This is a genomic window from Streptomyces sp. EDA2-14 (assembly GCF_054963755.1).
Genome location: NZ_JBUEGE010000015.1, coordinates 25,728 through 51,540 on the forward strand (window position 1 = coordinate 25,728; position 25,813 = coordinate 51,540).

A 25,813-nucleotide genomic window follows, 5' to 3' on the forward strand; every position below is an offset into this window, starting at 1 on the left:
TCCACGTGGGAGGTGTTCGGCCTCTCGTACGCTGGGCCCCATGCTCGCCAGGATCGTGCCGCACGGGGTCGCGGTGGCGGAGTCCTTCGGTGATCTCCCCGGGGCCGCTCTCCTCCCCGAGGAGGAGGCCGGGATCCGCGGGGCGCTCCAGGGCCGCAGGCGTGAGTACACCACCGTCCGGCACCTGGCCCGGCTCGCCATGCGGGAGTTGGGCGTGCCGCCCACCGCCGTGCCGCCCGGCGCCCGGCGCGAGCCGCTGTGGCCCGCCGGGATCGTGGGCAGCATGACGCACTGTGCGGGGTACCGGGCGGCCGCGCTGAGCCGCGCCGACCGGTACGCCGCGATCGGCGTCGACGCCGAGCCGCACCGGCCCGTCCCCTCCGGCGTACTGGCGCGGATCACGTCCCGTGACGAGCCGCGGCGCCTGGCCCGGCTCGCGGAGCTGCGGCCCGATGTGCACTGGGACTGCGTGCTCTTCAGCGCCAAGGAGGCCGTGTACAAGGCGTGGTTCGCCCTGACCGGAAGCGGTCTCGCGGTGCATCGGGCGGACCTCGGGCTGGCGGTCGACAGCGATGCGTTCACCGTCGCCGTGCGCGGTGGGGCAGGACCGGTCGCCGGGCACGGTGGTGATGGCGCTGTCGCCGCGCACGGTGGCGAGAGGGTTGGCGCCGGGCACCCGCCGCCCGTGCTGAGCGGGCGCTGGCGCGTGGATCGGGGGCTGGTCCTCGTGGCCGTCACCGTCACCCCGCGAGGGTCCGCTCCGGCGCCCGGCTCAGGGTCCGGATCGGCCGGGTGACCAGCAGCGCGGCGGCGGTGAGGAGCGCGACCAGGGCGCCGACGAGCAGCACCCGGTCGGTGCCGAACGCGCCGACGGCCGGTCCCGCCAGCGCGCTGCCGACCGGGAACATGCCGACGGAACCCGCGACTTCGTAGGCGTGCACACGGTTGAGCACCTCGCCCGGCACCTGGGTCTGCACGCTCGTGGCCCACATGACCCCCCAGAACGTGATGCCGATGCCGACCGCGACCTGGGCGACGGCGAGCAGCCAGACCGGCAGGTCGAGCACGATGCCGAGCGGGTAGAGGGGGTAGGCCAGCATCGCCAGGGCCCCGGCGGCCAGCGGACGCCGCGGCTTGTAGCGGATGGCGAGCAGCCCGCCGGCCACGGTGCCCGCCCCGAACGCGCAGTTGAGCAGGCCGAACGCGGTGGCACCGTGCTCGGGCACGATCACTCCTGCGGCGACCGACAGTTGCGGCCCCCAGCAGAGCACGGCGAAGAACATCCAGATCGCGATCACCCCCCACAGCCAGCTGCGCGCCCGGAACTCGTGCCAGCCGACCGCCAGATTGCGCCACAGGCTCTCCCCGGCGGGCGGGGCGGGCACCACCCCGAGCCGGAGCGCGAACAGACAGACCGCGCTGGTCCCGTAGGCGACGGCGGAGATCACCATCACCCAGCCGGTGGCGGCGGTGCCGACCAGCACACCCGCGAGGGCCGGGCCGCCGAGCGCGGTGAACGCCTCGGAGATCCGCAGCACCCCGTTGGCGCCCTGTACGTCGCGGGAGATGAGCGGGACCGTCGAGGAGGCGCCCGGCTGGAACATCGCGTTGGCGGTGCCGGCCACCATCAACAGGGCGTAGAGCTGCCAGAGATGGTCGATGCCGCGGAAGAAGAGGAGGGCGAGCAGCACGTGTGTGGCGAGATTGGCCAGATCGGCGGTGATCATCATCCGGCGGGCGGTGAACCGGTCGGCGAGCACCCCGCCGAACAGGACGAGCCCGGCGAACGGCCCCACCAGGAAGGCCATCGCGTACCCCGCCGTACTCACGCCGTACCCGGCGCTCAGCAGACCGGCCGAGACCGCGACCGGGAGCATGGCCCAGCTGAGCAGGCCGGAGCTGCGGGCGGTGAAGTAGTAGCGGAAGTTGCGGGTCCAGATGGCCGGGTCGGCCGGGCCCGCCGGGGTCCCGGAGGGCGGCGCCGGCGCCGTGCGGTGTGCAGAGCTGTCCTTCATGACTCCCCGATGCTCCAGCCGTGGATCGTGAACTTCATGCGTGGTCCGCACGTGTGCGCTTGGTGGGCGGCGGCGCGAGCAGATCCGCCAAGGTGACCGGCTCCAGGCCGCGTTCGAGCAGGCCCTCGATGATCGACGGGAGCGCGAGCACCGTCTGGCCGCGGTCGCCCGCGCCCTCGTGCAGCAGCACCACCGAACCCGGACCTGACCCCTCCAGGACGGTCTCCGTGATCTGCCCGGGACCCGGTCGCGACCAGTCGCGCGAGTCCACGTCCCACAGCGTCAGCGTGCTCGGGTGGTCCGCCAGCGTGTCCAGGACCTCGGGGTTCAGCGCGCCGTACGGCGGCCGGAACCGGGACGGCGGCTCGCCGGTCACCCGGGCCACCGCCTCCGTCGTCCGGTCGATCTGCTCCCGCAGCTGCTCCGGCGTCAGGTCCGGCAGGAAGGGGTGGGACCAGGAGTGGTTGCCCACCTCGTGGCCCGCCGCGGCGATCCGGCGCACCTCGTCGGGCAGCGCCGCGACGTGGTGCCCCACGCAGAAGAAGGTGGCCCGGACGCCGTAGCGGTCCAGGATCTCCAGGACCTGGCGGGTGTGCACGGGATCGGGGCCGTCGTCGAAGGTGAGCGCGATCCGGGGCGTGTCCCGGCTGCCGTGCTCGACGCAGCGCCCGGCCGCCGTCAGCGCCTCCCGTGCGGAAGCACCGCGCCGTACTCCTTCGAAGTACTCGTCGCCGCGGCCGGTCAGGGTGCCGCCCTCGGCGGTGACCCGGGCGAGCGCGCCGGGATCGCCGCACGCCAGCTCCGCGAGCCGGTACGCCGGGACGGAACCGAACCGCGGCCGGTCCGGCAGCAGCCAGGGATCGGCCCGGTACACGTCCAGACCCGCCGCCGTCAGTGGCCCGTCGAGGAGTCCGTTGGTGCTGTCGAAGACGGCGGCGAGGGGCCGTTCGCGCCCCAAGTCCCGCAGCCGTTCGATGAGTTCGGCCAGCTGGGCGGCGCCCCACTCGCTCGGCTCCGTCGCCCGGGTCACCCGGCCACCCGCGCCGTCGAGGACCTCGACCCGGTAGCCCGCGCCGGTCCAGGCGATGCCCGCGTATCGCGTGATCATGCGTCCCCGCCTTCCAGGTCCCCGAGATCCACGAGATCCCCGAGATCCCCGAGATCCACGAGATCCCCGAGATCCCCGAGATCCCCGAGATCCCCGAGATCCCCGAGATCTCCGGGATCCCCCAGGGCGATCGCCGCCTCGACGACCGACTCCTCCACCCCACGCAGGAACCGCTCCATGCCCGCCCGCGTGAGGACCGCCGGGTCGGCCGTCATGCACAGCTCCACGGCGCCCGGCGCGGTCATGACGTCGACCGCGATCGAGACGTTCGCCCGGGGCAGGAACTCCGTGGGCCAGCTCAGCTCGGTGCGCTTCGCCAGCTCGCGCAGCGCGGCGCGCGGCCGGGGCACGGCGTCGAAGGGCCCGGCGGCCGGGTCCCTGGTGTCGTTCCACCAGCACGAGTGGTCGGCCGCCTCGCCTGCCTCGACGAGGCGCGCCACCTCCCGGTCCAGCGCCCACTTGTCGTACCCGGCGTGCCGGAACGCGCCGAAGACGACGGACCGGGTGCGCCGCACCGCGTCCTCGAAGCCCTTGTCCGCGTCCGTCAGCAGGAACACGGCCTCCTGCGCCATCGTGCTGACGGATTCGGCGGCCTCCGACGTGAAGCGGTTGCTCACCACCACCTGGAACAGCACGTCACGGCTCCCGGACTGCACGGCGAGACGGTGCGAGGCCGCCCCGAGCAGCACCGCCGGGTCGCTCACCCCCAGGTGGGCCGCGACCCGTTCCACGGCGACCGCGAGCGCGGGGGAGCGCAGCAGGGCGTTGGGGAAGAGCCGGTCCGGGTCGACCGCGCCGCGCTCCGGCGCAGCGTGCTCCGGCTCGGCGTGCTCCGGCTCGGCGGGCCCGGTGAAGATCCGCCGGGGGCCCGCGGCGAGCCGCTCGCACCAGTAGCGCCGGGCCGCCTCGTCACGGCGCCGGCCGGACGGCAACGCCTGGAGCGCCGCGGCCTCCAGGGGCTGCAGGGCGGGACGCTCCAGGAGCAGCGCGTCGGCGGACGCCCCCGCTTCGATCAACCGCAGGTCGCGCAGCATCCGGCCCTCGCCCCACAGATCCATCGCGGTGTGCGAGGCCGCGAGGACCAGCCGGTGGACCAGGCCCTCGCACTCCACGAGACCGACCCGGAACGGCCACTCCCGCGCATGGTCGAAGGCCCGCCCCGCCAGCTCCTCCATCAGGCCCGCGCCGACCTCCGGGGCCCGCTCGGCGGAGCAGCCGCGGACCGCCACCGGCAGCTCGCCGGCGCCGTCCACGACCTGCTCCAGGCCGTCCGCGCCGTCCGGCAGCAGCCGGGTGCGCAGACTGTCGTGCATCCGGAGCAGCTCCGTCAGGTCCGCCAGTACGCGGTCGGCGGGGCGGGCCGGGCTGAGCGGGAGGTCGAGGCGCAGGTTGTAGCGGGGGGCGTCGGCGCCGAGCCGGGTGACGACACCCCAGATCGCCCGCTGCCCCCAGGTGGCCGGAGCCGCCCCGGTCCGCGCGGAGTCGAGGCGGAGGGTCCGCCCGTCGAGCGTGGTCATGGTGTTCCCAACGTCCCTTCGGTTGTTCGCGTACGAGGTGTGCGGAGGCTTACGAGGCGTGCGAGGCGTACATGGCGTGCCCCCGGCCCCGGGGCGGGCGGGCAGGCACCTAGTCCAGGCCCTGCGAGATGACCATCCGCTGGATCTGGTTGGTGCCCTCGACGATCTGCAGCAGCTTCGCCTCGCGCATCCACCGCTCGACGGGGTGGTCGCGGACGTAACCGGCGCCGCCGAGCACCTGCACCGCGTCGGTGGTCACCTTCATCGCCATGTCGGTGGCGAACAGCTTCGCCTTGGCCGCCTCCAGCGAGTACGGCAGGCCCGCGTCCTTCAGCCGGGCCGCCGCCAGGGTGAGCGCCCGCGCCGCGGCGATCTGGGTGGCCATGTCGGCCAGCAGGAAGCCGACCCCTTGGAAGGAGGCGATGCGCTGCCCGAACTGCCGCCGCTCCTTGGCGTACCGCACCGCGTAGTCGGCGGCGGCCTGGGCGATGCCGACCGCGCAGGCGGCGATGCCGAGCCGCCCGCAGTCCAGCGCGCCCATCGCCATCAGGAAGCCCTTGCCCTCCCGCCCGATCAGTCGCCCGGCCGGAACGCGCACGTCGTCGAAGCCGACCTGGGCGGTGGGGTTGGACCAGACGCCCAGCTTCCGCTCCGGCGGGTGCACGACCATCCCCGGTGTGTCGGCGGGGACCACCAGACAGGACAGGCCGCGGGCGCCGGGCCCGCCGGTGCGGGCGAACACGGAGTAGAAGTCCGCGTGTCCCGCGTGCGTGACCCACGCCTTGGTTCCGTCGACGCGATACCCGCCGTCCTCGCGTACGGCCCGGGTGCTGAGCGAGGCCGCGTCCGATCCGGCCTCCGCCTCGGACAGGCAGTACGCCCCGAGGAGTTCGCCGCCGAGCATGGCGGGCAGCAGCTCCTCGCGCTGGGCCGGGGTGCCGTAGGTGGCGGTGCCGAAGCTGGCGAGGGTGTGGACGTTGACCGCCTCCGCCACCCCGAACCAGTGGTACGCGAGCTCCTCCAGGACCTGGAGGTAGACCTCGTACGGCTGGTCGCCGCCCCCGTACTCCGCGGGGTACGGCAGGCTCAGGAGTCCGGCCTTGCCCAGGGTGCGCACGATCTCGCGCGGGAAGCGGTGGTTCTCCTCGAACTCGGCCACGTTCGGGGCGAGTTCACCGGCCGCGATCTCCCGGACCAGGCCGAGCAGCTCGCCGGCCTCCTCGGTGGGCAGGACGCGCTGGACCTTCATCGCCCCGCCTCCCATTCCCCGGCCTGCGGCCAGTGCCGTACGACCCTGCGGACCGCGTAGTCCCAGTACGAGCGGACGGAGAGGTCGGCGTAGATGAAGTCCTGCTTGGCCGCCACGTCCTGCTCGGTGGACCAGGTGTAGGCGACCCCGGTGCTCTCGGCGGTCAGTTGCAGTCGGCAGGCCCGCTCCAGGACCTGCGCGAAGACGGCTGCGTGCCGCACGCTCTTGCCGACGACCACCCCGCCGTGGTTGCGCAGCAGAACGGCCGGGTGGGTGTCGAGGGCCTTGGCGATGCGGTCCCCGGTCCCGATGTCGAGAACGGTGTTGCTGGTCTCCGTGAACAGACCGAGCCGGTCGCGGAAGTAGGCGCCGTCGTGCGAGACGGGGCGCATCGCCAGGTCCGTGGCGCCGAACAGCAGGGTGTACGGCGCGTGGCTGTGCACGATGCCGTTGACGTCCGGGCGTGCCCGGTAGACGGCCTGGTGCAGCGGCAGTTCCGGCGGGGCGAGGGCGGGCGCGGGCAGCGTGTGGTCGACCGGGCAGCGCACCACGTCCGCCGGGGCGGCCTCGTCGAAGCCGACCAGCGCCCCCTTGATGAAGAACTCGTCCTTGCCGGGCAGCCGGGCGGATATCTGCCCCTGGTTGAAGTCGTCGTGCCCGTCGAGGGAGAGCATCCGGGCGCCGAGCGCGACCTGGACGACGAGCCGGCGCTCGGCCGGCGTCAGCGGCTGCGGTTCGGCGGTGCTCATGGGGTGCTCCTCGCTGTCAGGTCGTCGTAGACGTCGCGCATGGTGGCCAGGCCGGGGGTCGCGGTGCGGGTCCAGTCGGCGGCGGCGAGCGCGCCCCGGGCCGGCACGGTCCAGTCGGCGACGTGATGGCGTACGTGCAGCGCCTCGCCGGGCCAGATGTGGGTCAACTCGTGTTCGCTGACCGGCAGTCCGGACCGTTCGTCGGCGATGTCGGCGACGGCCCGGCCGCTCGCCGCGGCCCAGCGGTCCGCGAGCGCGAGCGCGGTCGCGGACGGCCGGTGGGCCTTGCCGAGCGGGTGCCGCTCCCGGACGGTGGTGGCCGCCGTGAACCGGCCCGTGGCGACGGTGGCCGTGAACTCCGCGATCCGTACTTGGAGGTAGTGGCCGAAGGAGAGGTTGGTGGCCCGGACCACCGGCACCACGTCGGCCAGCTCCGCCAGCGCCTTCCACTGGCCGTCCGCCAGATTGGAGACGCAGACGACGAGCGGGGTGCGGTGCGTGGCGCAGTGGTCGAGGACGTCGGGGTGCGCCTCGGGGGCGCTGGCGTCGACGAGCACGTCGGGCGGCCGTGCGGAGGACCAGCCGGACCGTCGGGACGCGGTGAGCACCACCTCGCGGCCCTCAGCCCGGCACACCGACCGCACCGCCGAACCGAGCCGCCCGAGCCCGACGATCCCGATGGTGGGCGTCTCAGGCATCGGCGCCGACACCGCCCGCGGCGACGAGGGCCGCGACCGAGTCGATGGTCTCGTAGTGCTCGATGTCGGCCTCCGGGTCGAGGTAGACGCCGAGTTCGTTCTCGATGCTGTCGATCAGGCGCATGTACGAGAGGGAGGAGTAGCCGACGTCGCGCAACGAGTAGTCGGCGGCGGCGAGTTCGGCGGCGCTGACGCTGCCGTCGCCGGCCGCGAGGGCGAGGTCGAGGATCTTGGTACGCAGGGCGCTGCTGTCCATGGCGGATTCCTGTGTCTCGAAGGACGTGACGTACACGAAGTACGCGAACGGGGAGGGGAGTACGGGGAGGGCGAGTGCGGGAGTTCAGCCGCCAGGTGTCTCCGCGAGCAGGCGGCGCAGGCGCTCGACGGAGGGCTTGCCGATCGAGTTCGCCGGAATGCGGTCCACCAGGCGCAGGATCCCGGGCACCTTGAACGCGGGGAGCGTCGCCGCGCAGTGCGTACGCAGGGACTGCGCGCTCACCCCGGACTCGACGGCGACGACGGCGGCCAGGGTCGGCTCACCGTGCTGGTTCTCGGCCTCGAAGGCGACCGCGTCCAGCACGCCGGGCGCCGCGCGCAGCACCTCGGCGATCTCGATCGGGTCGATCTTGCGCCCGCCGACGTTGACCAGGCGGCTCGTGCGTCCGGTCAGGTGCAGGACGCCGTCGGTCAGCCGGCCCTGGTCGCCGGTGCGGTAGTAGCCCGCGTCGTCGACGCGCTCCTCGAAGACCCCCGGAGCGTTGAGGTAGCGCGAGCCCATCGACTCGCTCCTGACCCGGATGCCGTCCTCCGGCGTCAGCAGGCGCACTCCGGGCAGCGGAGCCCCGAGCCCGCCGTCGTCCGTTCCGTCGGGGGCGTACGTCAGCGGACCGGTCTCGGCGACCCCGTAGTAGTTGTGGACGGGGACGCCGGTGAGCCGGGTGAACTCCTGGCGCACGCTGTCGCGCAGCGGGGCACCGGAGGAGATCGCGGCCCGTACGGTGCCGAAGCCGTCCTTCGCCCCGCGCCGCACGATCGACTCGTACAGCGCGGGGAAGGCGACCAGGCGGGTGGCGGCGGTGCGCTCCAGGAGTCGTACGACGCGGGACGAGGTGGGCAGCCCGTGGGACAGGTGCAGCGTGGCACCCGGCAGGAAGGCCGCGAGCAGCGAGGTGTTGAAGGCGAGGCCGTTGGAGAGCGCGGCGAAGCAGGCGATCCGGTCGTCCCCCGAAAGGCCGGTGCCCGCCGCCCAGTTGGCGGCCGCCGCGGCGACGGCCGGGCCGGAGAACTCGATGCAGTTGGGGCGCCCGGTGGAGCCGGACGTGAAGCGGCACACCTCGGTGGTGTCGAGCAGCCGGGGCCGGGCCGCGTCGGCGCGCCGCACCCGGCCGAGCACGAGGGCGCCGAACGCGCCGTCGTCCGGGACGGGTTCGTCGACGACGCAGTGGACGTCGGCGCCCGGGGCGTGCAGCAGCAGATCGAGGCCGCAGTCCTCGGCGATCCGGGACAGGTCGAACGGGCCGAAGGCCGAGTCCGCCAGGAAGGGCACCGCCCCGGCGAACAGCGTGGCGAGGTAACCGACCACGTAATCAATGGAGTTGGTGGCGTACACCCCCACGCGCAGGCGCTCGCCCGGCACGGCATCGCCGGGCAGGGCACCGCCCGGTACCGCCAGGGCGGTGAGCCGGTCGGCCGCGGCGCGGGCCTGCGCGGCGAGTTCGGCGTAGCGGAGCGACCCGGCGGCGTCGGTGACCGCGACACGGTCGCCGTGGCGGGCGAGCACGTCGCCGAAGGCATCGGGCAGAACAGTGGAGTGCACCGGGTTCACCGCTCGTTCTGGGCGTGCGCCGTGGCAAGCCGGTCGAATTTGACGCCCGTGTCGTCCGGGTCGCCGAGCAGCAGGGCGTAGAGGATCTCGTCGCCCTGCGGCAACCCCGCCAGCGCCCGCCACATCGGGGTGTCGAAGCCGCCGATGGCGGTCACCCCGACCGCGGCGCGGTGCGCGCCCAGATAGAGCAGCTGCCCCAAAGCGCCGCAACGGAAGGCCAGTTCACGCAGTGTCTCTTCGGCGGTGCCCGCCGCGCGGCCGGCGAGCGAGGTGCGCGGCACGTGCAGCAGCAGGACGGCGGCGGCTCCGGCCAGGGCGCGTTGCTGCATGCAGGCGCGGGCCACGTCGTCGGTGGAGGGCAGCCGGTCCGGTCGTCGCTCTCCGGTGCGCAGCCGGTAGACCGCGTTGCGTTCGGGTTCGGTGGCCGACCGCAGCACCAGCGTCGCGGACAGCGGCGAGGCGCCCGGCAGGTCGGTCCGCAGCGGTGTCGACAGGGCCGAGACGGACTGCCAGACGGCGGTGGCGGAGATGGCCTCGCCCGTGAAGGCCTTGCTGGAGGTCCGGTTGCCGATCAGCTCCGGCCAGCTCGACGGGCGGCCCAGTCCGGCGTGGCTGCCCGGCAGTTGGCCGTCCGTCCGGATGGGGGCGAGGGGCGCGGGTTCGGCGGGGAGGGCCGGGGTGCCGAGGTGGTCGGTCCAGCCGGCGAGCGAGTCCCAGCAGGCGCTCTCCAGCCAGGACCGCCACGCGGGCTCGTGCGGCTTCCGGTCGGTGGCGTCGTGCACGCTCCAGCGGGCCCACGCCGTGTCGACGGGTCCCTGCGGCAGCGGAATCACGGAGTGAATCTCCCGGAAGTTGTCCTCCGCCTCCAGTAATTCCGACAGGGATTCCCGGGGAAAACGCAGCCTCAACTCCGCCGTGCCACCGCGCCCCGCGGTGGCGAGTAAGAGATTTGCGGCGGCATGTCCGGCGTCGAGCTGGGTGTAAAGATAGCCGCGGTCGCCGTATTTGCGCATAGAAAGCCAAGGGCGGGTGAGGGTGACAATCAGCGCCTCATCGGCCGCCGGAAGGGGAAGTGCGGAATCGCGCAGGACCGCGGTGACGCGGTCGCCCGCGCAGAGCCGGGCGCAGGTGTGGCGGTCGGCCTCGACACGGAAGGCGGTCGGCTCGCCGTTCTCCCTGGCGACGACGGCGAACTCGTACGGGTACACGGCCCCGGCCGACGGCACGGCGCGCGCCGCGTACGAGCCGCAGGCACGGTTGGCCCGGCTGGTCAGCACGGCTTCTTCGAGCAGGGAGAGGGCGCGGCGCAGGCCCGGTGCGGCGACGGGGGCGAAGGCGGGGGCGGGCGGCGCCGACGGCAGGGCCACGCGGGCCCACAGGTCGGCGGTGCGGCCCGGTAATTCACGTTCGGATGAGATCAGGTTTCCTTGCACGTCTGACGCAAACTTCCTGTTCGTGGGTAGTTCACGGAATATCAATTACAGTTGCAAAAACCCCTGGCGTGCCGCGAGATCACGTGATGAATTGCGGCGGCCGTCAGCATGCCAAGCGCGTCGGGCACTGGTCAAGACCAATTAATTCGCAACAAAGCTGAGAATAGAACCGGCCCAACCGGGCCAAAGCGGGCGCCGGTGGGTGTACGGCTGCGGCGGGTGCGCGCGGATGTCGGAGGGTGGCCCAACTCCCCTGCCATGGGCGGCGGGTGTCGTTCCGATAACGGACGCGGAGACAGTTCTCGGCCACCCTTGACACCTCTATTGGTCTGGGCCAAGCTCCGGGTACTGGTCTACACCATTAGTGGCCAGGTCCCAGTCCCATCAGCCGTATCCGCGTACGCAGACGCGTGTTCGCCGTATGTCATCGCTGTGGGTGGGGGGTTGCAGGCATCCCTGAGGAGGGTGACATGAAGCGCAAGCTCATAGCGGCTGTAGGTGTCGCGGCCATGATGTCCGCGGTCGCGGCCTGTGGGGGCGACAGCGAAGGCAACGCCGGCAAGGACCCGAAGGACCGCACCGGCGACGTGACGGTCTGGCTGATGGTCGACGCGCAGAGCACGTGGCCCGAGCTGGTCAAGGACGTCAACGCGCAGTTCAAGAAGAAGTACCCGAAGGTCGACGTCAAGGTCTCGTACCAGCAGTGGGCGGACAAGGCCAAGAAGCTCGACACCGCCCTGGGCGGCGACAAGTTCCCGGACGTCGTCGAGCTCGGCAACACCGAGACCATGCAGTACATCCTCAACGGGGCGCTCGCCGAGATCGACCCGAAGAAGTACGACAACAGCGATTCCTGGATCAAGGGCCTCAAGGACACCTGTTCCTTCGAGGGCAAGATGTACTGCGTCCCGTACTACTCCAGTGCGCGCGTCGCCATCTACAACAAGGACCTGCTGAAGTCGGCCACCGGCTCCGACAAGCTGCCGACCGACGAGTCCGCGTTCCTCAAGGCGATGGACAAGGAGACGGCGAAGCAGGGCGCCAAGGACAAGCGCTTCTCGTCGCTGTACCTGCCGGGCCGCTACTGGTACGCCGCCATGTCCTACGTCCACGCGTACGGCGGCGACATCGCCACGTACGACGAGGGCACCAAGAAGTGGAAGGCCAGCCTCTCCGACGCCAAGTCGCAGGAGGGTATCCAGCACTTCATCGACCTGGTGAAGAAGTACAACAAGGGCGACATCACCAAGGACGAGCAGGACCACGCCAACGTGATGGCCAACGAGAAGGCCGGCGTCCTGTACGGCAACGGCTGGGAGGCCGGCTCCGTCGTCGACGGCAAGGCCAACGGCAACCCGAAGCTGAAGGACAAGATCGCCGTCGCCTCCATGCCGGGCCCGAACGGCAAGACCCTGCCGTCCTTCGTCGGCGGCTCCGACCTCGCCGTCACGCAGAAGTCGAAGAACGCGGACCTCGCCCAGGACTGGATCTCCATGTTCACGAGCGAGAAGTCCCAGGAGGTCCTCACCGCCAAGAACGTGCTGCCCAGCAACACCAAGCAGCTGCAGCCGCTGAAGGAGAAGGCGGAGACCGAGGCCGCCGCCAACGCGGTGGAGAGCGCCTGGTTCACGCCGATCGCGCCGGGCTGGACCGCGATCGAGAAGGAGGAGGTCCTGAAGAACATGCTTCTCGACATCCTCAAGGGCAAGTCCGTCGCCACGGCCACCAAGGCGGCCGACGCCAAGATCGACGAGCTGATCAACAAGGAGTCCTGAGCCCCCGGGCTCCGGAGGTGATCGACGGGTGCCGGCTCCGACCGGCCCCGCCGATCACCCTCTCTCCCTTTCGCCGAGAACGAGAAAGGTCAGCCACGTGACTGCCGCCGACACCAAGGCCGCCGGGCCACCGCTCCTCGCGGCGGAGAGGCCGGAAGGGGAGGTCCTCGGCGAGGGCCCCCGCGGTACCGGCCGCCCCCCGCGGAAGAAGGGGGCGACGCTCCCTTACCTCCTGATCCTGCCGGCGATCGTCGCGCTGGCCGCCGTCTACGCGTACCCGCTGGTCAAGACCGTGATCATGTCCTTCCAGGACATGGGGCGGCGCGAACTGTGGACGGGTGACAGCCCGCCGTGGGTCGGCCTCGACCAGTTCACCAACATCCTCGGCGACGCGGAGTTCTGGAAGGTCACCGTCCGCACGGTGGTCTTCATGGGCGTCTGCGTCGTGCTCACCATGGTGGTCGGCCTGCTCATCTCGCTGCTGATGATGCGCCTGTCGACCTGGGTGCGGCTCACGCTCACCACGGCCCTGATCGCCGCCTGGTCGATGCCGCTGCTCGTCGCCTCGTCGATCTTCCGCTGGCTCGCCGACTCCGACTACGGCCTGATCAACACGCTCATCGCCAAGGTCGCCGGCGACGACTTCCTCGGCCACAACTGGTTCCTCGACCCACTGCAGGGCTTCGCGATCATCGCCGCCCTCGTCATCTGGGGCGCGATCCCGTTCGTCGTGATCACCCTGTACGCGGCCCTCACCCAGGTCCCCGGCGAGCTGACGGAGGCCGCCCAGCTCGACGGCGCCACCGCCTTCGGCGTGTTCCGCTTCGTCACCTGGCCGGTCATCAAGCCCGTCTTCATCATGGTCACCACGCTCTCGGTGATCTGGGACTTCAACGTCTTCGGGCAGATCTGGCTGCTGCGCGGCAACAAGCCCGAACCGGACTACGAGACCCTCGGTCTCTACTCCTTCTCCAAGGCGTTCACCTCGACGTCCTTCAGCCAGGGCACCGCCATCGCGCTGATCACCGTACTGATGCTGTCCGGCGTGGCCGTGTACTACCTGCGCCAGCTCATGAAGACAGGAGAGGTCGAATGAGCGCCTCCACCGCCCCGGTCGACGCCCCGGTCGAGCGGGAACTGCGCCCCGACCGCAAGAAGTCCGGGCTCGGCTTCAACATCCTCGGGCTCCTCATCGCCGTCGTGATGGCCTTCCCGGTCTACTGGCTCATCATCTCGGCGCTGCGCCCCAACCACGAGATCCGCTCCTACGACCAGACGCTGTGGCCGTCGTCGATCACCTTCGACAACTTCGCCCGCGCCGTGAAGCAGCCGAACTTCGGCACCGCGATCCAGTCCAGCCTCATCATCTCGATCACCGCCGTCGTCGGCGGAATGATCATCGCGACCCTCGCGGCCCTCGCCATCGGACGCTTCCGCTTCACCGGCCGGCGCGCGCTGCTCATGGCGCTGATCCTGGTCCAGATGCTGCCGCCGACCGCGATGCTCATCCCCATCTACACCCAGCTCAACGCGATGGGCGGACTCAACGAGTACTGGGGCGTCATCGTCGTCTACCTCGTCTCCACGCTGCCCTTCGCCACGGTGATGATCCGCGGCTTCGTGGTCAACATCCCCGTGGAGCTGGAGGAGTCGGCGATGGTCGACGGCTGTACGCGCATGGGCGCGTTCCGCCGCGTCATCTTCCCGCTGCTCGCCCCCGGCCTCGCCGCCTCCTCGATCTTCGCCCTCGTCAACGCGTGGAACGAGTACCTGTTCGCCTACATCCTGATGAACGAGGACTCGAAGTACACACTCAACGTGTGGCTGATGACGTTCACGACGGAACGAGGCACCGATTACGGCGCGTTGATGGCCGCGTCCACGATGATCGCTCTGCCTGTGGTGGTCTTCTTCATGTTCATCCAGAAGAAGATGGCGACAGGTCTCACCTCCGGCGCCGTGAAGGGATAACGCCACCTGATGACGACATTCGCCCCCGGTACCGACACCCTGAAACGCGACGCCCTCACCGTCCTGCAGCCCGGCTTCACCGGCACGACAGCGCCCGAGTGGCTGCTCAGGCGGCTGGGGGAGGGTCTCGCCTCGGTCGGCCTGTTCGGCCGCAACATCCAGGAGCCAGAGCAACTGGCCGCCCTCACCGCCCAGCTGCGGTCCGAGCGCGACGACGTCCTGGTCGCCATCGACGAGGAGGGCGGCGACGTCACCCGCCTCGAGGTCCGCACCGGCTCCTCCTTCCCCGGCAACCACGCGCTCGGCGCGGTCGACGACGCCGAGCTGACGCGGGCGGTGGCGCACGAGCTGGGCCGCCGTCTCGCCGAGTGCGGCGTCAACCTCAACTGGGCGCCGTCCGCGGACGTCAACGCCAACCCCGACAACCCGGTGATCGGCGTGCGCTCCTTCGGCGCGGACACCGAGCTGGTCGCCCGGCACACCGCCGCGTACGTCGAGGGACTGCAGTCCGCGGGCGTCGCCGCCTGCACGAAGCACTTCCCCGGCCACGGCGACACGGCGGTCGACTCGCACCACGACGTGCCGCGCATCGACGTGGACCTGGAGACGTTGACGGCCCGTGACCTCGCGCCGTTCCGGGCGGCCATCGCGGCGGGCTCGCGGGCCGTGATGAGCGCGCACATCCTGGTCCCGGCGCTCGACCCCACGCACCCGGCAACGTTGTCCCGGCGCATCCTCACGGGCCTGCTGCGCGAGGAGTTCGGCTACGAGGGCCTGATCGTCACGGACGGCATGGAGATGAAGGCCATCTCCGCCACGTACGGCATCGAACGCGGCAGCGTCCTCGCCATCGCCGCGGGCGCCGACGCGATCTGCGTGGGCGGCGGGCTCGCCGACGACGACACGGTGCTGCGACTGCGCGACGCCCTCGTGGCCGCCGTGCGCTCGGGCGACCTCCCGGAGGAACGCCTCGCGGACGCGGCGGCGCGGGTCCGGTCGCTGTCCAAGTGGGCCACGACTTCGAGCCGCACCGGGCTCACGGCCGGCAATCCCGAGGTGGGCCTCGACGCGGCGCGCCGCGCGGTCACGGTGACCCGTGGCGAGCACGCCGCCGCGGCGACCGGGCCCGTGCACGTCGCGGCCTTCACGCCGATGGCCAACATCGCGGTCGGCGACGAGACCCCGTGGGGCGTCGCCGCCGAACTCGAACGCCTGCTGCCCGGCACCACCACCGGCTCCTACACCGGATCCGGCGCAGGCTCCGACGCGCTGGCCGCCGCGGGGGAGCGGCGAGTGGTGGCGGTGGTCCGCGACGAGCACCGTCACCCGTGGATGTCCCGCGCCCTGGACGACCTCCTGGCCACCCGCCCGGACACGCTGGTCGTGGAGATGGGCGTCCCCCAGGCCCCACCACGGGGCGCGCTGCACATCGCCACGCACGGGGCGGCGAGGGTGTGCGGGATCGCCGCGGCGGAGGTCATCGTCGGCGCTTGAGGTCACCCGTGGCGAGGTCGCGGGGCTCCGCCCCGGACCCCGCCGCTCAAGCGCCGCAGGGGCTTGACGGGAACAGATCGATGCCGGGCACCCCTCGGGGCGCCCGGCATCGTCATGCGGTCCTGGTGGGCCTACAGCCCCTGCCACTCCGGCTTGTTGGCGTACGTGTGCCGGAAGTAGTCCGCCAGCTTCAGCTTCGACGCGGCCGCCTCGTCGACCACCACGGTCGCGTGCGGGTGCAGCTGCAGCGCGGAGGCCGGCACCACGGAGGCGACCGGGCCCTCGACGGTCGCGGCCACCGCGTCCGCCTTGCCCTCACCGGTGGCGAGCAGCACCAGGTGCCGCGCCTCCAGGATCGTCCCGATGCCCTGCGTGATCACGTGCCGCGGCACCTGGCTCAGGTCCCCGTCGAAGAACCGCGCGTTGTCCGTGATGGTCTGCTCGGTCAGCGTCTTGATCCGGGTCCGCGAGGCGATCGAGGAGCACGGCTCGTTGAACCCGATGTGGCCGTCCGTCCCGATCCCCAGCAGCTGCAGATCCACGCCCCCGGCCTCGGCCAGCGCCCGGTCGTACGCCTCGCACGCGGCCTGCACGTCGGCGGTGCTGCCGTCGGGCCCCATGAACGCCGCCTCGTCCAGCCCGAGCGGCTCGACGACCTCCCGCAGCACCGTCGCCCGGTACGACTCGGGGTGCCCGGTCGGCAGCCCCACGTACTCGTCGAGCTGGGCGATCCGCGCCTTCGACGCGTCGACCGCACCGTCGCGCACCTGAGCCGCCAACGCCTCGTAGATGGGCAGCGGAGTCGAGCCGGTGGCCACACCGAGCAGCGCGTCGGGCTTGCGCCGCAGCAGCTGGGCCATGGCCTCGGCGATCAGCTCGCCACCTGCCTTGGCGTCCGGAACGATCACAACTTCCACGCTGGGCCTGCCGTTCTGGTCAGAGGGGGTCTGGAGGAATCTGGAGAGGTCTGGTGGGACGAGGTCGGGCGGGGGTGCGACTGGATCGGACGGGTGCGGACGAGTGCACTCGGCGGTGGCACCCCGCGCCATGTGGTTTAGACCAATCTAGCAAAGCGGGACCCTGCCAGTCAGGCCCTTGACCGCATCCCGGCGGCTCCTCTCCCTCGCACTCGGCCCGCTGTCACCGCGCGCCTTACCTGCCTCCCTTGCCTCCATGCTCGGCGCTGCACCGCGCCTCGGCACCTCGAAGACACCCGCCCGTCCGGCAAATGAACCGGTTCGATCCGGCACTCGTGCAGGGGTATGGACGTTGAAGTGGGTGCGGGGGCGGACGCGGCCGTTGGAGAATCGGACGACAACAAACCTCTGCCGACGCATAGACATGGGAGAATGGTCTAGTCCACAATGCGTAACTGAAGCTTCCGCCCTCCCCGCACAGGAGGACGGACAGAGGAACCGACGCTCTCTGCCCTGACCGCGTCGGATCCTCGATCGGCAGCCGGGACCGCACACCTGGAGGCCGGTGCACCTGAAGGGCTGCGGTGCTTGGGGAAGGGTTGAGGGTCCCGACCCCCGGCGCCGCGGCCCGTCGGTCTTTTCGGGCCCCGGAGCTTTTCGGGCCCCCGCGCCCCGCCGGTTAAGCTCGGCTCGTGCCCTCCATGAACGATCTCGTACGCCAGCACACCGCCCTCGGTGACTCCGACCTCGAGTGGCTCCATCTGCTGGTCTCGGAGTGGCAGTTGCTCTCCGACCTCTCCTTCGCCGATCTCGTCCTGTGGGTTCCCACACACGACGGCACCCGGTACGTCTCCGTGGCCCAGATGCGGCCGAACACCGGACCGACGTCCTACCAGGACGACATGGTCGGCCACCTGGTCCCGCGCGGCCGGCGCCCCATGCTGGACGTCGCGCTCGACGAGGGCCGCATCGTGCGCGAGGGCGACCCCGAGTGGCGCGAGGAGGTCCCGGTGCGGGTCGAGTCCATCCCCGTACGCAGGGAGGGCCGGGTCCTCGGAGTCATCGCGCGCAACACCAACCTGCTGACCGTCCGGACGCCCTCGCGCCTGGAGCTGACCTATCTGCAGTCGGCCTCCGACCTCGCGCAGATGATCGCGGCCGGCACCTTCCCGTTCCCGGACCAGCAGGTCGACATGGACGCCTCCCCGCGCGCGGGCGACGGACTGATCCGGCTCGACGCCGACGGCGTGGTCCAGTACGCCTCGCCCAACGCCCTGTCCGCGTACCACCGGTTGGGCTTCCAGGCAGATCTGGTCGGCCACCACCTCGGCACGACGACGGCGGAACTCGCCCCGTCCCGCGGCCCGGTCGACGAGGCGCTCGCCAAGGTCGCCAGCGGTTGGGCACCGCGGGAGTTCGAGATCGAGGGCGAGGAGGGATCGATCCAGCTGCGCGCGATCCCGCTCAAGCCCAAGGGCGCGCGCATCGGTTCGCTGGTCCTGCTGCGCGACGTCACCGAACTGCGTCGCCGCGAACGCGAGTTGATCACCAAGGACGCGACCATCCGGGAGATCCACCACCGGGTGAAGAACAATCTTCAGACGGTCGCCGCCCTGCTCCGCCTCCAGGCCCGCCGCATCGGTTCCGACCGCGGACGCGAGGCGCTGGAGGAGGCGGTCCGCCGCGTCGGTTCCATCGCGATCGTGCACGAGACGCTCTCCCAGAACCTGGACGAGCGCGTGGAGTTCGACGAGATCGCCGACCGGGTCCTCGCCATGGTGGCGGAGATCTCACCGGGTCAGGTGGTCGGCCGGCGCACCGGGCACTTCGGCATCCTGGACGCCGAAGTGGCGACCCCGCTGTCGATGGTCCTCACCGAGGTGCTGCAGAACGCGCTGGAGCACGGCTTCCGGCAGGGCGACACCGGCACGGTCGAGGTCTCGGCCGTACGCGGCGGCACCAGCAAGGAGGCCCGACTCCTGATCACCGTTCAGGACGACGGCGTCGGCCTCCCCGAGAACTTCGACCCCAAGCGTGCCGGGAACCTGGGCCTGCAGATCGTACGCACCCTGGTGGAGGGCGAGTTGAGCGGAACGTTCGACATGGTGCCCGCGCCGGAGCGCGGTACGCAGGTCATCCTGGACATCCCCGTGAGCAGCAGCAAATAGCAGTGAGCCCCGGACCGTCGAAACGGTCCGGGGTTCACTGCTCGCGTTGCTCGGGTCAGATCCCGGGCTGAGCCTGGGGGAGCATCGGGGGTACTGCGCGCTGCGGCTCGGGGGCGGGAGATGCGTACTCGATGTACGCGCCGCCGGGCTCAGGCTCGTACGGGGTGTGGGATCAGGCGGAGGCCTGACGCGCCCGGTTGCGAGCGGCGCGGCGCTTCATCGCGCGGCGCTCGTCCTCGCTGAGGCCACCCCAGACGCCGGAGTCCTGGCCGGACTCGAGCGCCCACTGCAGGCACTGCTCCATGACGGGGCAGCGGCGGCAGACGGCCTTGGCTTCCTCGATCTGCAGCAGCGCGGGACCAGTGTTGCCGATGGGGAAGAAGAGCTCGGGGTCTTCCTCGCGGCAAACGGCGTTGTGACGCCAGTCCATGGCTGCTACCTCTCCTTGGTATTACGTGCAGGTTGCTTGTGAATGTGAACGCTTTCACGAATCCCTCAACAAATGAACCGGACGAACGTCACATCTGCGACGGGTGTCCGTTGCTTTGGGGAGGGGGTTCGGGCTCTCTGTGGGGCCGATGTTTCGGGCCGTCCTGAGCGCCATGTAGAGATTCGCAAACCTCGGCGGCGGATACAACCCCTTCTGGAAAGTTTTTTTTGATTCCTCGGTGTCGGCTAGGTCACAGCCGTACTTCCATGGGGTGGATGCTGGCCCAAACGTTCGAGATGAAGGACTTTAGTCCCTTCCACTCACACAATCACACGCAGTGCACGGCGTACGCCTGTGAACGTCACGCTGGTCCGTAGTCCCAGGTGGTCGCCGTCCATCTGAAGGGGCAGCGGCGCCTTCGAATGCAAGGTGAAGTCCGTCAGGTCGTGGAGCGTGACCGCGTTCTTGCCGTGCGGGCCGCGCTCGGGTGTCGAGGCGAGCAGCTGGGTGCCGTAGCGGGCCACCGCCGGAGTCGACAGTTTCTTGAGTCCCAGCACGTCAAGGCCGGTGTCGAAGGAAGCCCGGGGCGTCGGGTACAGCGGCCTGTTGCCCAGGAACGACCACGGCGACGTGTTGCTGACTATGGACACGACGAGATCGGTGACCGGGTCCTCGCCCGGCCGTTCGAGCGTGATCGTGCCGTGCCGGCGGTCGGCCTCGCCGAGGAACTGGCGTACCACCTGTCGCACGTACAGGGCATGCGTCGAACGCTTGCCGCGCTCCCGCTGCTGCTCGACCCGGCCGACCACGCCCGCGTCGAAGCCGAGGCCCGAGGCGAACGTGAACCAGCGAGAGGGCACACCTTCGTCCTCGGTGCCCGGAGTGCCCGTGGCGAGACCGAGGCCCACCGTGCGCCGCCGGCCCTCGCGCAGGGCGTCCAGGAGCTGTCCTGTGGCCTCCACGGGGTGGTTCGGCAGGCCGAGGGCGCGCGCGAAGACGTTCGTGGAGCCGCCGGGGACGACCGCGAGGCCGGGCAGGCGGTCGAGGTCGGGGCCGTTGTGCAGCAGGCCGTTCACGACCTCGTTGACCGTGCCGTCGCCGCCGAGGGCGACGACCAGCTCGATGTCCTTGCTCTCCGCGGCCTGTCGGCCGAGGTCGCGCGCATGGCCGCGGTACTCGGTGGTGACGGCCTCGAGCTTCATCTCGCTCGCCAAGGCGTGGATCAGCACGTCACGCGTGCGCGCGCTGGTGGTGGTAGCTGCCGGATTGACCACGAGAAGTGCACGCATGCAGGGCAGCGTACCCAGCGCCCTTGATCGGGCCCAGACCGAGGTAGGGGTCGGGTAAGAGTCCACCCGGATCCCGGGCGGGGTCCGGGCTTCGGAGCGGCGGCGACCGGCGGCTACTCTGCAAAGGTGACCTCAGAGCAGAACCCCGCCCCCGAAGCCTCCGAAGAAGACGGCCCGCGTCCCGGCCGGCTGACCGCCGCGGCGGCCCTCGCCGGGCTCGAAGGGATCGCGCTCGTCGTCGGCGGTGTCTACATGCTGGTCGCCGGCCTGGGCGGGCACCCCGACAATCCGGAGCAGGCCGTCACCGGCGGTGTCACGCTCATCGTGCTCGCGCTGCTGCCGCTGTTCGCCGCGCGCGGACTGCTCGGCCGCAGGCGCTGGAGCCGCGGACCGGCGATCATCACGCAGATCATGGCGCTGCCGGTCGCCTACACGCTGTTGCAGGCCGACAGCATGGCCATCGGGGCCGGTATCGCGCTCGCCGCCGTGTCGATCGCCGCCCTGGTGCTGCTCGTCAACCGGGAGACCACGCGCGCGCTGGGCATCCGTACGCCGGGGTCCTCGCAGTAGCTCGCAAGCCCGTAACGAGAGGGCGCCCGATGCGGATCCGCATCGGGCGCCCTCTTCGTGTGCGTGCCTGGTCACTCCTCGACGAGGAGCCTGTCCCGGAGCTGGGCCAGCGTGCGGGCCAGCAGCCGGGAGACGTGCATCTGGGAGATGCCGACCTCCTGGGCGATCTGCGACTGCGTCATGTTCCCGAAGAACCGCAGCAGCAGGATGCGCTTCTCGCGCGGGGGCAGGTCCTCCAGGAGCGGCTTGAGCGACTCGCGGTACTCGACGCCCTCCAGCGCCTCGTCCTCGGCGCCCAGCGTGTCCGCGACCGCAGGGGACTCGTCGTCCGTGTCCGGGACGTCCAGGGACAGCGTGGAGTACGCGTTGGCCGACTCCAGGCCCTCCAGGACCTCCTCCTCGGAGATGGCCAGCTTCTCGGCCAGCTCGTGGACCGTGGGGGAGCGGCCGTGCAGCTGGGACAGCTCCGCGGTCGCCGTCGTCAGGGCCAGGCGCAGTTCCTGGAGGCGGCGGGGCACGCGCACGGCCCAGCCCTTGTCCCGGAAGTGCCGCTTGATCTCACCGACGACCGTCGGCGTCGCGTACGTGGAGAACTCCACGCCGCGCTCGGGGTCGAAACGGTCGACCGACTTGATCAGGCCGATCGTCGCGACTTGGGTGAGGTCGTCGAGGGGCTCGCCGCGGTTGCGGAAGCGGCGCGCCAGATGCTCGACGAGCGGCAGGTGCATGCGGACGAGCTGATTGCGCAGCTCCGCGTACTCCGGACTGCCGTCCGGCAGCGTGCGCAGCTCGATGAACATCGCCCGCGCGCCACTGCGGTCCGTCGGATCGTGCCGGCCGTGCTGCTCACCGTGTCGCTCGTGGTCGCTCATCAATCCCGCCCGTCGCGCGTCCGATCCCCCGGGGCCCCCGCGATGCACGGCCCCCGTGGTCGGCGCTGCCTGCTGTGCCGCGTCGGCCGCCGGGTCCGCCGTGTCCACCGGGTGCGGCCGGGCCTGCTGCTCGGGGATGCCGGTGGTCGGCCGCTGCATCCCGTCCGTGCCGTCGGCCGGGAGATCCCGTGTGCCGCGCTTGTCGTCCCGCACCGGACCGTCCCCGTTCCTCACGTCGGGCCGGGGCCCGCGCCGCGCTTCTTGTAGAGGCTGATGGAGACGGTCCTGTCCTCGGCCACCGTGGAGTCGACCTGGCCCGCGAGGGCCGACAGCACCGTCCACGCGAAGGTGTCGCGCTCCGGGGCCCGACCGTCGGTCGTCGGCGCGGAGACCGTCACCTCCAGCGAGTCGTCGACCAGTCGGAACACGCAGCTGAGGACGGATCCCGCGACGGCCTGCTGGAGCAGGATCGCGCAGGCCTCGTCGACAGCGATGCGCAGGTCCTCGATCTCGTCGAGGGTGAAGTCCAAACGCGCCGCGAGACCGGCCGTCGCCGTACGCAGCACCGACAGGTAGGCACCCGCAGCCGGGAGTCGGACTTCCACGAAGTCCTGATTACCGGGGTCGCCTGCGATCTGGGACACCCTCACCTCCAAGGTGGTACAAGCACTTACGGGCTCCGGAGGCGTCGTCCCCCGGGTGATGCGCCACTTATATCTGCGGTGACGCTACCGCGCGCCCGACTTTCCTGTCCCGGGGACCCCCGGCCCATTGCTGTCACTCATAGTAAGCCTACGGGTACGGACAGTGGCTAGAGGGTGTGCGGGCTCAATTGGAAAGAGCGGGCGCCGGTTTGACGTACCCGGGCGCCAGTGGATCGAACCCCGGCGGGGCGGGGGATCCTTCGCGTCAGACGAGAACCGAGTCGACAAAGCACCAACGCCAGCTCTCACCAGGCTCGAAGGTGCGCATCACCGGGTGGCCGGTCTCCGCATGGTGAGCCGTCGCGTGCTTGTACGGCGACGAGTCGCAGCACCCGACGTGGCCGCATGCCAGACACAGCCGTAGTTGCACAGGGTGACTGCCGACGGCCAGACACTCCAAGCAGGTCTCGCTCAGAGGTGCGGGCTCGGGGTGCGGCAACGCGGCGACGTGCGAGCACTCGTTCATGATGGCCAGGTTACGTCGGGTGGCGCGGAGAGGGCGGTGGAAGGCGGGTCATGGACGTATTGCCTCTGGTGGGTCTGGTCGCCGCGAGTGCGGCAGTCGCGGGGGCGGCGCGCAGGACGCCCGTCCCCGCGCCACTCTTCCTGGTCGCGGTCGGTCTGATCGCCTCCTACGTGCCGTGGGTCCCGGAGTACGTGCTCGACCCGCATGTCGTGCTGCCGCTGATCCTGCCTCCGCTGCTGCACACCGCCGCCCTGGAGAGCTCGTACCTCGACCTGCGGGCGAACATCAGGCCCGTCGCGCTGCTCTCGGTGGGCTACGTCCTGTTCGCCACGCTCGCGGTGGGCTGGCTGGCGTACGAGCTGATCCCCGACCTGCCGCTGACGGCCGCGCTCGTCCTCGGAGCGGTGGTCGCGCCGCCGGACGCGGTGGCCGCCACGGCGATCGCCCGGCGGGTGGGGCTGCCCTCCCGGATCACCACGATCCTTCAAGGCGAGTCCCTCGTGAACGACGCGACGGCCATCACCGCCTACAAGGTTGCGCTCGCCGCGGCGGTCGGCGAGGGCGCGAGCTGGGCGGGCGGGATCCGGGAGTTCCTGATGGCGGCCGTCGGCGGCGTCGGTGTGGGGCTGCTGCTGATGGTGCCGCTGCACTGGTTGCGCACGCACCTCAAGGAGGCGCTGCTGCAGAACACCCTCTCGCTGCTGATCCCGTTCCTCGCGTACGCGGTCGCGGAGCAGGTGGGCGCCTCCGGAGTGCTCGCCGTCGTCACCGTGGCGCTCTACCTGGGGCACCGCTCCTGGCAGGTCGATTTCGAGACGCGGCTCCAGGAGACCGCGGTGTGGAAGGTCGTCGCGTTCATCCTGGAGTCCGCGGTCTTCGCGCTCATCGGTCTCCAGCTGCGCTTCGTCCTGCACGGGCTCGGCGAGTACAGCGTGTGGCAGGCCGTCTGGTACGCGGTCGGGGTGTTCGTCTTCGTGGTCGTGATCCGCTTCGTGTGGTCGTATCCGGCCACGTATCTGCCGTGGTGCATGTCGCCGCGCATCCGCGCGCGTGAGAGCGACACGGACTGGAAGCGGCCGCTGATCGTGAGCTGGGCCGGCATGCGGGGCGTGGTGTCGCTGGCCATCGCGTTCTCCATCCCGCTCGTCACGGAGGACGGGGAGCCGTTCCCCTCGCGCAACCTGGTGCTCTTCCTGACCTTCACGACGGTCATCGGAACGCTCGTCGTCCAGGGGCTCACGCTGCCGCCGCTCATCAAGCTCCTGAAGCTGCCGGGCCGGGACACGCAGGCGGAGACGCTCGCCGAGGCCCAGGCGCAGAACGCCGCCTCCGTGGCCGCGGAGGAGCGGGTGGAGGAGTTGATGCGGGACCGGCGCAACTGCCTGCCCACGCCCCTCCAGGACCGTCTGCGCACCGTTCTGGAGCGGCGGCGCAACTCGGTGTGGGAGCGGCTCGGCCAGGCCAACCCGGTGACCGGGGAGTCCGCCGACGACACGTACCGCCGGCTCGCGCGGGAGGCGATCGCCGCCGAGCGCGAGGTCTTCGTACGGATGCGGGACGAACGGCGGATCGACGACGAGATGCTGCGGACGCTGCTGCGCAAGCTCGACCTGGAGGAGGCCGCCGCCTACCGCGAGGTCGACGACTGAGCGCCCTCGAAGGGGGCGCCCGTGATCACCGCCGCGAGGGTGGTGCCGCGCGGGAACGCGCCTTCCCGGGTGAGGGCGACGAGCGCGTACAGCATTTTGGCGACGTAGAGGTGCTCGACGGGTACGCCGTGGCGGTTCTCGAAGTCCTCTGCGAACGCCGCGAGTTCCCCGGGCACGCGCGCGTAGCCGCCGAAATGGAACCGGTCCTCCACGCGCCAGTCGCCCCGCGGGCCGCCGAATGCGGTCTCCTGCAAGGCGCGGACGTCGTCCCCGAGGAACCCGCCCTTGAGGACGGCGACCCCCAGGGCGCGCTGTCCGGGAGCGAGGCCCGCCGCGAGCCCCGCGAGGGTGCCGCCCGTGCCGCAGGCCAGCGCGACGACGTCGGCGCGATCGCGCAGCTCCCGGCCCAGCTCCGTGCAGCCCCGCACGGCCAGGGAGTTGCTGCCGCCCTCGGGCACCACGTACGCGTCCCCGGCGCCCGCGGCGTCGAGCAGCCGGGCCAGCACCTCCGGCTCGGTCTTGCGCCGGTACGCCGACCGGTCGACGAAGTGCAGGCGCATCCCGTCGGCCGCGCAGCGGGACAGGGACGGATTGAGCGGACGGCCGGCGAGTTCCTGCCCCCGGACGACGCCGATGGTGGGCAGGTCCAGGAGGCGGCCCGCCGCGGCCGTGGCCCGCAGATGGTTCGAGTAGGCGCCCCCGAAGGTGACGATCGCGCGGCCCCGCGTCGCCGCCGCGTCGATGTTCGGCGCGAGTTTGCGCCATTTGTTGCCGATCAGGTCCGGGTGGATCAGGTCGTCCCGCTTCAGCAGCAGCCGCACGCCGTGGCGTGCGAAGCGCTCGTCGTCGGCCTCCGCGACGGGAGACGGGAGGCGGGGGCGCAGGCCGGAGGCGGTGGGGCGGGACACCCGGCC

General features: G+C 71.3%; 24 protein-coding genes. 8 read left to right on the forward strand and 16 right to left on the reverse strand.

Annotated features, from left to right (window positions below; translation table 11 throughout):
- Nucleotides 1–40 precede the first annotated feature (40 nt).
- Nucleotides 41–796, forward strand: a complete 756-nt coding sequence (locus tag ACY34M_RS29175) for a 4'-phosphopantetheinyl transferase family protein (protein WP_462721312.1) — start codon at nt 41–43, stop codon at nt 794–796.
- Here the strand turns inward: ACY34M_RS29175 and ACY34M_RS29180 are convergent.
- From ACY34M_RS29180 to ACY34M_RS29220, 9 genes are all read right to left on the reverse strand, one after another.
- On the reverse strand, nt 741–2,015 hold the full coding sequence (locus ACY34M_RS29180; RefSeq protein WP_462721313.1) for an MFS transporter: 1,275 nt from the start codon (nt 2,013–2,015) through the stop codon (nt 741–743). The two genes, ACY34M_RS29175 and ACY34M_RS29180, sit on opposite strands and share 56 nt — an antisense overlap.
- Nucleotides 2,016–2,049: 34 nt before the next feature.
- Complete coding sequence (locus tag ACY34M_RS29185) at nt 2,050–3,123, reverse strand: polysaccharide deacetylase family protein (RefSeq protein ID WP_462721314.1); 1,074 nt, start codon at nt 3,121–3,123, stop codon at nt 2,050–2,052.
- On the reverse strand, nt 3,120–4,640 hold the full coding sequence (locus ACY34M_RS29190; RefSeq protein WP_462721315.1) for a condensation domain-containing protein: 1,521 nt from the start codon (nt 4,638–4,640) through the stop codon (nt 3,120–3,122). The genes ACY34M_RS29185 and ACY34M_RS29190 overlap by 4 nt, the downstream gene beginning before the upstream one ends.
- Before the next feature lie 109 nt (nt 4,641–4,749).
- Entirely contained in the window at nt 4,750–5,889 is a 1,140-nt protein-coding gene (locus ACY34M_RS29195) for an acyl-CoA dehydrogenase family protein (protein WP_462721316.1), read from the reverse strand.
- Nucleotides 5,886–6,638 (reverse strand): class II aldolase/adducin family protein, encoded by a 753-nt coding sequence (locus ACY34M_RS29200; RefSeq protein ID WP_462721317.1) that lies wholly within the window; start codon nt 6,636–6,638, stop codon nt 5,886–5,888. Before ACY34M_RS29200 ends, ACY34M_RS29195 begins: the two co-directional genes overlap by 4 nt.
- A complete protein-coding gene (locus ACY34M_RS29205) occupies nt 6,635–7,336 on the reverse strand; it encodes a dihydrodipicolinate reductase C-terminal domain-containing protein (RefSeq protein ID WP_462721318.1) in 702 nt (233 codons plus the stop codon). Before ACY34M_RS29205 ends, ACY34M_RS29200 begins: the two co-directional genes overlap by 4 nt.
- A complete protein-coding gene (locus tag ACY34M_RS29210) occupies nt 7,329–7,592 on the reverse strand; it encodes a phosphopantetheine-binding protein (RefSeq protein ID WP_462721319.1) in 264 nt (87 codons plus the stop codon). Before ACY34M_RS29210 ends, ACY34M_RS29205 begins: the two co-directional genes overlap by 8 nt.
- 84 nt (nt 7,593–7,676) lie before the next feature.
- Nucleotides 7,677–9,152 carry a class I adenylate-forming enzyme family protein gene (locus ACY34M_RS29215; protein ID WP_462721320.1) on the reverse strand — a complete coding sequence of 492 codons (1,476 nt, stop codon included), beginning with the start codon at nt 9,150–9,152 and terminating at the stop codon, nt 7,677–7,679.
- Between the two features lie 5 nt (nt 9,153–9,157).
- Entirely contained in the window at nt 9,158–10,528 is a 1,371-nt protein-coding gene (locus ACY34M_RS29220) for a nitroreductase family protein (protein ID WP_462721321.1), read from the reverse strand.
- Nucleotides 10,529–11,064: 536 nt separating this feature from the next.
- Here ACY34M_RS29220 and ACY34M_RS29225 point away from each other — a divergent pair.
- From ACY34M_RS29225 to ACY34M_RS29240, 4 genes are all read left to right on the forward strand, one after another.
- On the forward strand, nt 11,065–12,369 hold the full coding sequence (locus ACY34M_RS29225) for an extracellular solute-binding protein (protein ID WP_462721322.1): 1,305 nt from the start codon (nt 11,065–11,067) through the stop codon (nt 12,367–12,369).
- A 97-nt stretch (nt 12,370–12,466) separates the two neighbouring features.
- Nucleotides 12,467–13,465 (forward strand): carbohydrate ABC transporter permease, encoded by a 999-nt coding sequence (locus ACY34M_RS29230; RefSeq protein ID WP_462721323.1) that lies wholly within the window; start codon nt 12,467–12,469, stop codon nt 13,463–13,465.
- Complete coding sequence (locus ACY34M_RS29235; protein WP_462721324.1) at nt 13,462–14,340, forward strand: carbohydrate ABC transporter permease; 879 nt, start codon at nt 13,462–13,464, stop codon at nt 14,338–14,340. Before ACY34M_RS29230 ends, ACY34M_RS29235 begins: the two co-directional genes overlap by 4 nt.
- Before the next feature lie 9 nt (nt 14,341–14,349).
- Entirely contained in the window at nt 14,350–15,834 is a 1,485-nt protein-coding gene (locus ACY34M_RS29240; protein ID WP_462721325.1) for a glycoside hydrolase family 3 protein, read from the forward strand.
- Nucleotides 15,835–15,965: 131 nt separating this feature from the next.
- Here ACY34M_RS29240 and nagB read toward each other — a convergent pair whose 3' ends face one another.
- Nucleotides 15,966–16,751, reverse strand: a complete 786-nt coding sequence (nagB, locus tag ACY34M_RS29245) for a glucosamine-6-phosphate deaminase (protein WP_462721326.1) — start codon at nt 16,749–16,751, stop codon at nt 15,966–15,968.
- 701 nt (nt 16,752–17,452) lie between these two features.
- Between nagB and ACY34M_RS29250 the strand changes: the two genes are divergently transcribed.
- On the forward strand, nt 17,453–18,919 hold the full coding sequence (locus ACY34M_RS29250) for a sensor histidine kinase (protein WP_462721471.1): 1,467 nt from the start codon (nt 17,453–17,455) through the stop codon (nt 18,917–18,919).
- A 172-nt stretch (nt 18,920–19,091) separates the two neighbouring features.
- Here the strand turns inward: ACY34M_RS29250 and ACY34M_RS29255 are convergent, their stop codons facing one another.
- Entirely contained in the window at nt 19,092–19,349 is a 258-nt protein-coding gene (locus ACY34M_RS29255; protein WP_016639615.1) for a WhiB family transcriptional regulator, read from the reverse strand.
- 320 nt (nt 19,350–19,669) lie between these two features.
- A complete protein-coding gene (locus tag ACY34M_RS29260) occupies nt 19,670–20,638 on the reverse strand; it encodes a diacylglycerol/lipid kinase family protein (RefSeq protein WP_462721327.1) in 969 nt (322 codons plus the stop codon).
- A 126-nt stretch (nt 20,639–20,764) separates the two neighbouring features.
- On the opposite strand from ACY34M_RS29260, the gene ACY34M_RS29265 reads away from it, so the two are divergent.
- Nucleotides 20,765–21,208, forward strand: coding sequence for a hypothetical protein (locus ACY34M_RS29265; RefSeq protein ID WP_462721328.1), 444 nt, complete (start codon nt 20,765–20,767; stop codon nt 21,206–21,208).
- Nucleotides 21,209–21,279: 71 nt separating this feature from the next.
- Here the strand turns inward: ACY34M_RS29265 and ACY34M_RS29270 are convergent, their stop codons facing one another.
- The 3 genes from ACY34M_RS29270 to ACY34M_RS29280 all read right to left on the reverse strand — a co-directional run bounded on the left by ACY34M_RS29270 (nt 21,280) and on the right by ACY34M_RS29280 (nt 23,250).
- Nucleotides 21,280–22,314: an RNA polymerase sigma factor SigF gene (locus ACY34M_RS29270; RefSeq protein WP_462721329.1), complete on the reverse strand. Its 1,035-nt coding sequence runs from the start codon at nt 22,312–22,314 to the stop codon at nt 21,280–21,282.
- The gene (locus ACY34M_RS29275) at nt 22,311–22,724 is read right to left on the reverse strand and encodes an ATP-binding protein (RefSeq protein WP_462721330.1); all 414 of its coding nucleotides are present in this window, start codon (nt 22,722–22,724) and stop codon (nt 22,311–22,313) included. Before ACY34M_RS29275 ends, ACY34M_RS29270 begins: the two co-directional genes overlap by 4 nt.
- Nucleotides 22,725–22,989: 265 nt before the next feature.
- Nucleotides 22,990–23,250 (reverse strand): UBP-type zinc finger domain-containing protein, encoded by a 261-nt coding sequence (locus ACY34M_RS29280; protein ID WP_462721331.1) that lies wholly within the window; start codon nt 23,248–23,250, stop codon nt 22,990–22,992.
- A 50-nt stretch (nt 23,251–23,300) separates the two neighbouring features.
- Here ACY34M_RS29280 and ACY34M_RS29285 point away from each other — a divergent pair, with 50 nt between their 5' ends.
- The gene (locus ACY34M_RS29285; RefSeq protein WP_462721332.1) at nt 23,301–24,899 is read left to right on the forward strand and encodes a Na+/H+ antiporter; all 1,599 of its coding nucleotides are present in this window, start codon (nt 23,301–23,303) and stop codon (nt 24,897–24,899) included.
- Here the strand turns inward: ACY34M_RS29285 and ACY34M_RS29290 are convergent.
- A complete protein-coding gene (locus tag ACY34M_RS29290; RefSeq protein WP_462721333.1) occupies nt 24,878–25,807 on the reverse strand; it encodes a 1-aminocyclopropane-1-carboxylate deaminase/D-cysteine desulfhydrase in 930 nt (309 codons plus the stop codon). The genes ACY34M_RS29285 and ACY34M_RS29290 overlap by 22 nt on opposite strands.
- Between the last annotated feature and the right edge of the window lie 6 nt (nt 25,808–25,813).

Coding starts and splice junctions, on each gene's coding strand:
- ACY34M_RS29195 (WP_462721316.1), bottom strand. CDS start 5,889: ATGAAGGTCCAGCGCGTCCTGCCCACCGAGGAGGCCGGCGAGCTGCTC.
- ACY34M_RS29280 (WP_462721331.1), bottom strand. CDS start 23,250: ATGAACGAGTGCTCGCACGTCGCCGCGTTGCCGCACCCCGAGCCCGCA.
- ACY34M_RS29235 (WP_462721324.1), top strand. CDS start 13,462: ATGAGCGCCTCCACCGCCCCGGTCGACGCCCCGGTCGAGCGGGAACTG.
- ACY34M_RS29260 (WP_462721327.1), bottom strand. CDS start 20,638: ATGCGTGCACTTCTCGTGGTCAATCCGGCAGCTACCACCACCAGCGCG.
- ACY34M_RS29185 (WP_462721314.1), bottom strand. CDS start 3,123: ATGATCACGCGATACGCGGGCATCGCCTGGACCGGCGCGGGCTACCGG.
- ACY34M_RS29200 (WP_462721317.1), bottom strand. CDS start 6,638: ATGAGCACCGCCGAACCGCAGCCGCTGACGCCGGCCGAGCGCCGGCTC.
- ACY34M_RS29250 (WP_462721471.1), top strand. CDS start 17,453: ATGAACGATCTCGTACGCCAGCACACCGCCCTCGGTGACTCCGACCTC.
- ACY34M_RS29190 (WP_462721315.1), bottom strand. CDS start 4,640: ATGACCACGCTCGACGGGCGGACCCTCCGCCTCGACTCCGCGCGGACC.
- ACY34M_RS29175 (WP_462721312.1), top strand. CDS start 41: ATGCTCGCCAGGATCGTGCCGCACGGGGTCGCGGTGGCGGAGTCCTTC.
- ACY34M_RS29285 (WP_462721332.1), top strand. CDS start 23,301: ATGGACGTATTGCCTCTGGTGGGTCTGGTCGCCGCGAGTGCGGCAGTC.
- ACY34M_RS29180 (WP_462721313.1), bottom strand. CDS start 2,015: ATGAAGGACAGCTCTGCACACCGCACGGCGCCGGCGCCGCCCTCCGGG.
- ACY34M_RS29210 (WP_462721319.1), bottom strand. CDS start 7,592: ATGGACAGCAGCGCCCTGCGTACCAAGATCCTCGACCTCGCCCTCGCG.
- ACY34M_RS29255 (WP_016639615.1), bottom strand. CDS start 19,349: ATGGACTGGCGTCACAACGCCGTTTGCCGCGAGGAAGACCCCGAGCTC.
- ACY34M_RS29205 (WP_462721318.1), bottom strand. CDS start 7,336: ATGCCTGAGACGCCCACCATCGGGATCGTCGGGCTCGGGCGGCTCGGT.
- ACY34M_RS29240 (WP_462721325.1), top strand. CDS start 14,350: ATGACGACATTCGCCCCCGGTACCGACACCCTGAAACGCGACGCCCTC.
- ACY34M_RS29225 (WP_462721322.1), top strand. CDS start 11,065: ATGAAGCGCAAGCTCATAGCGGCTGTAGGTGTCGCGGCCATGATGTCC.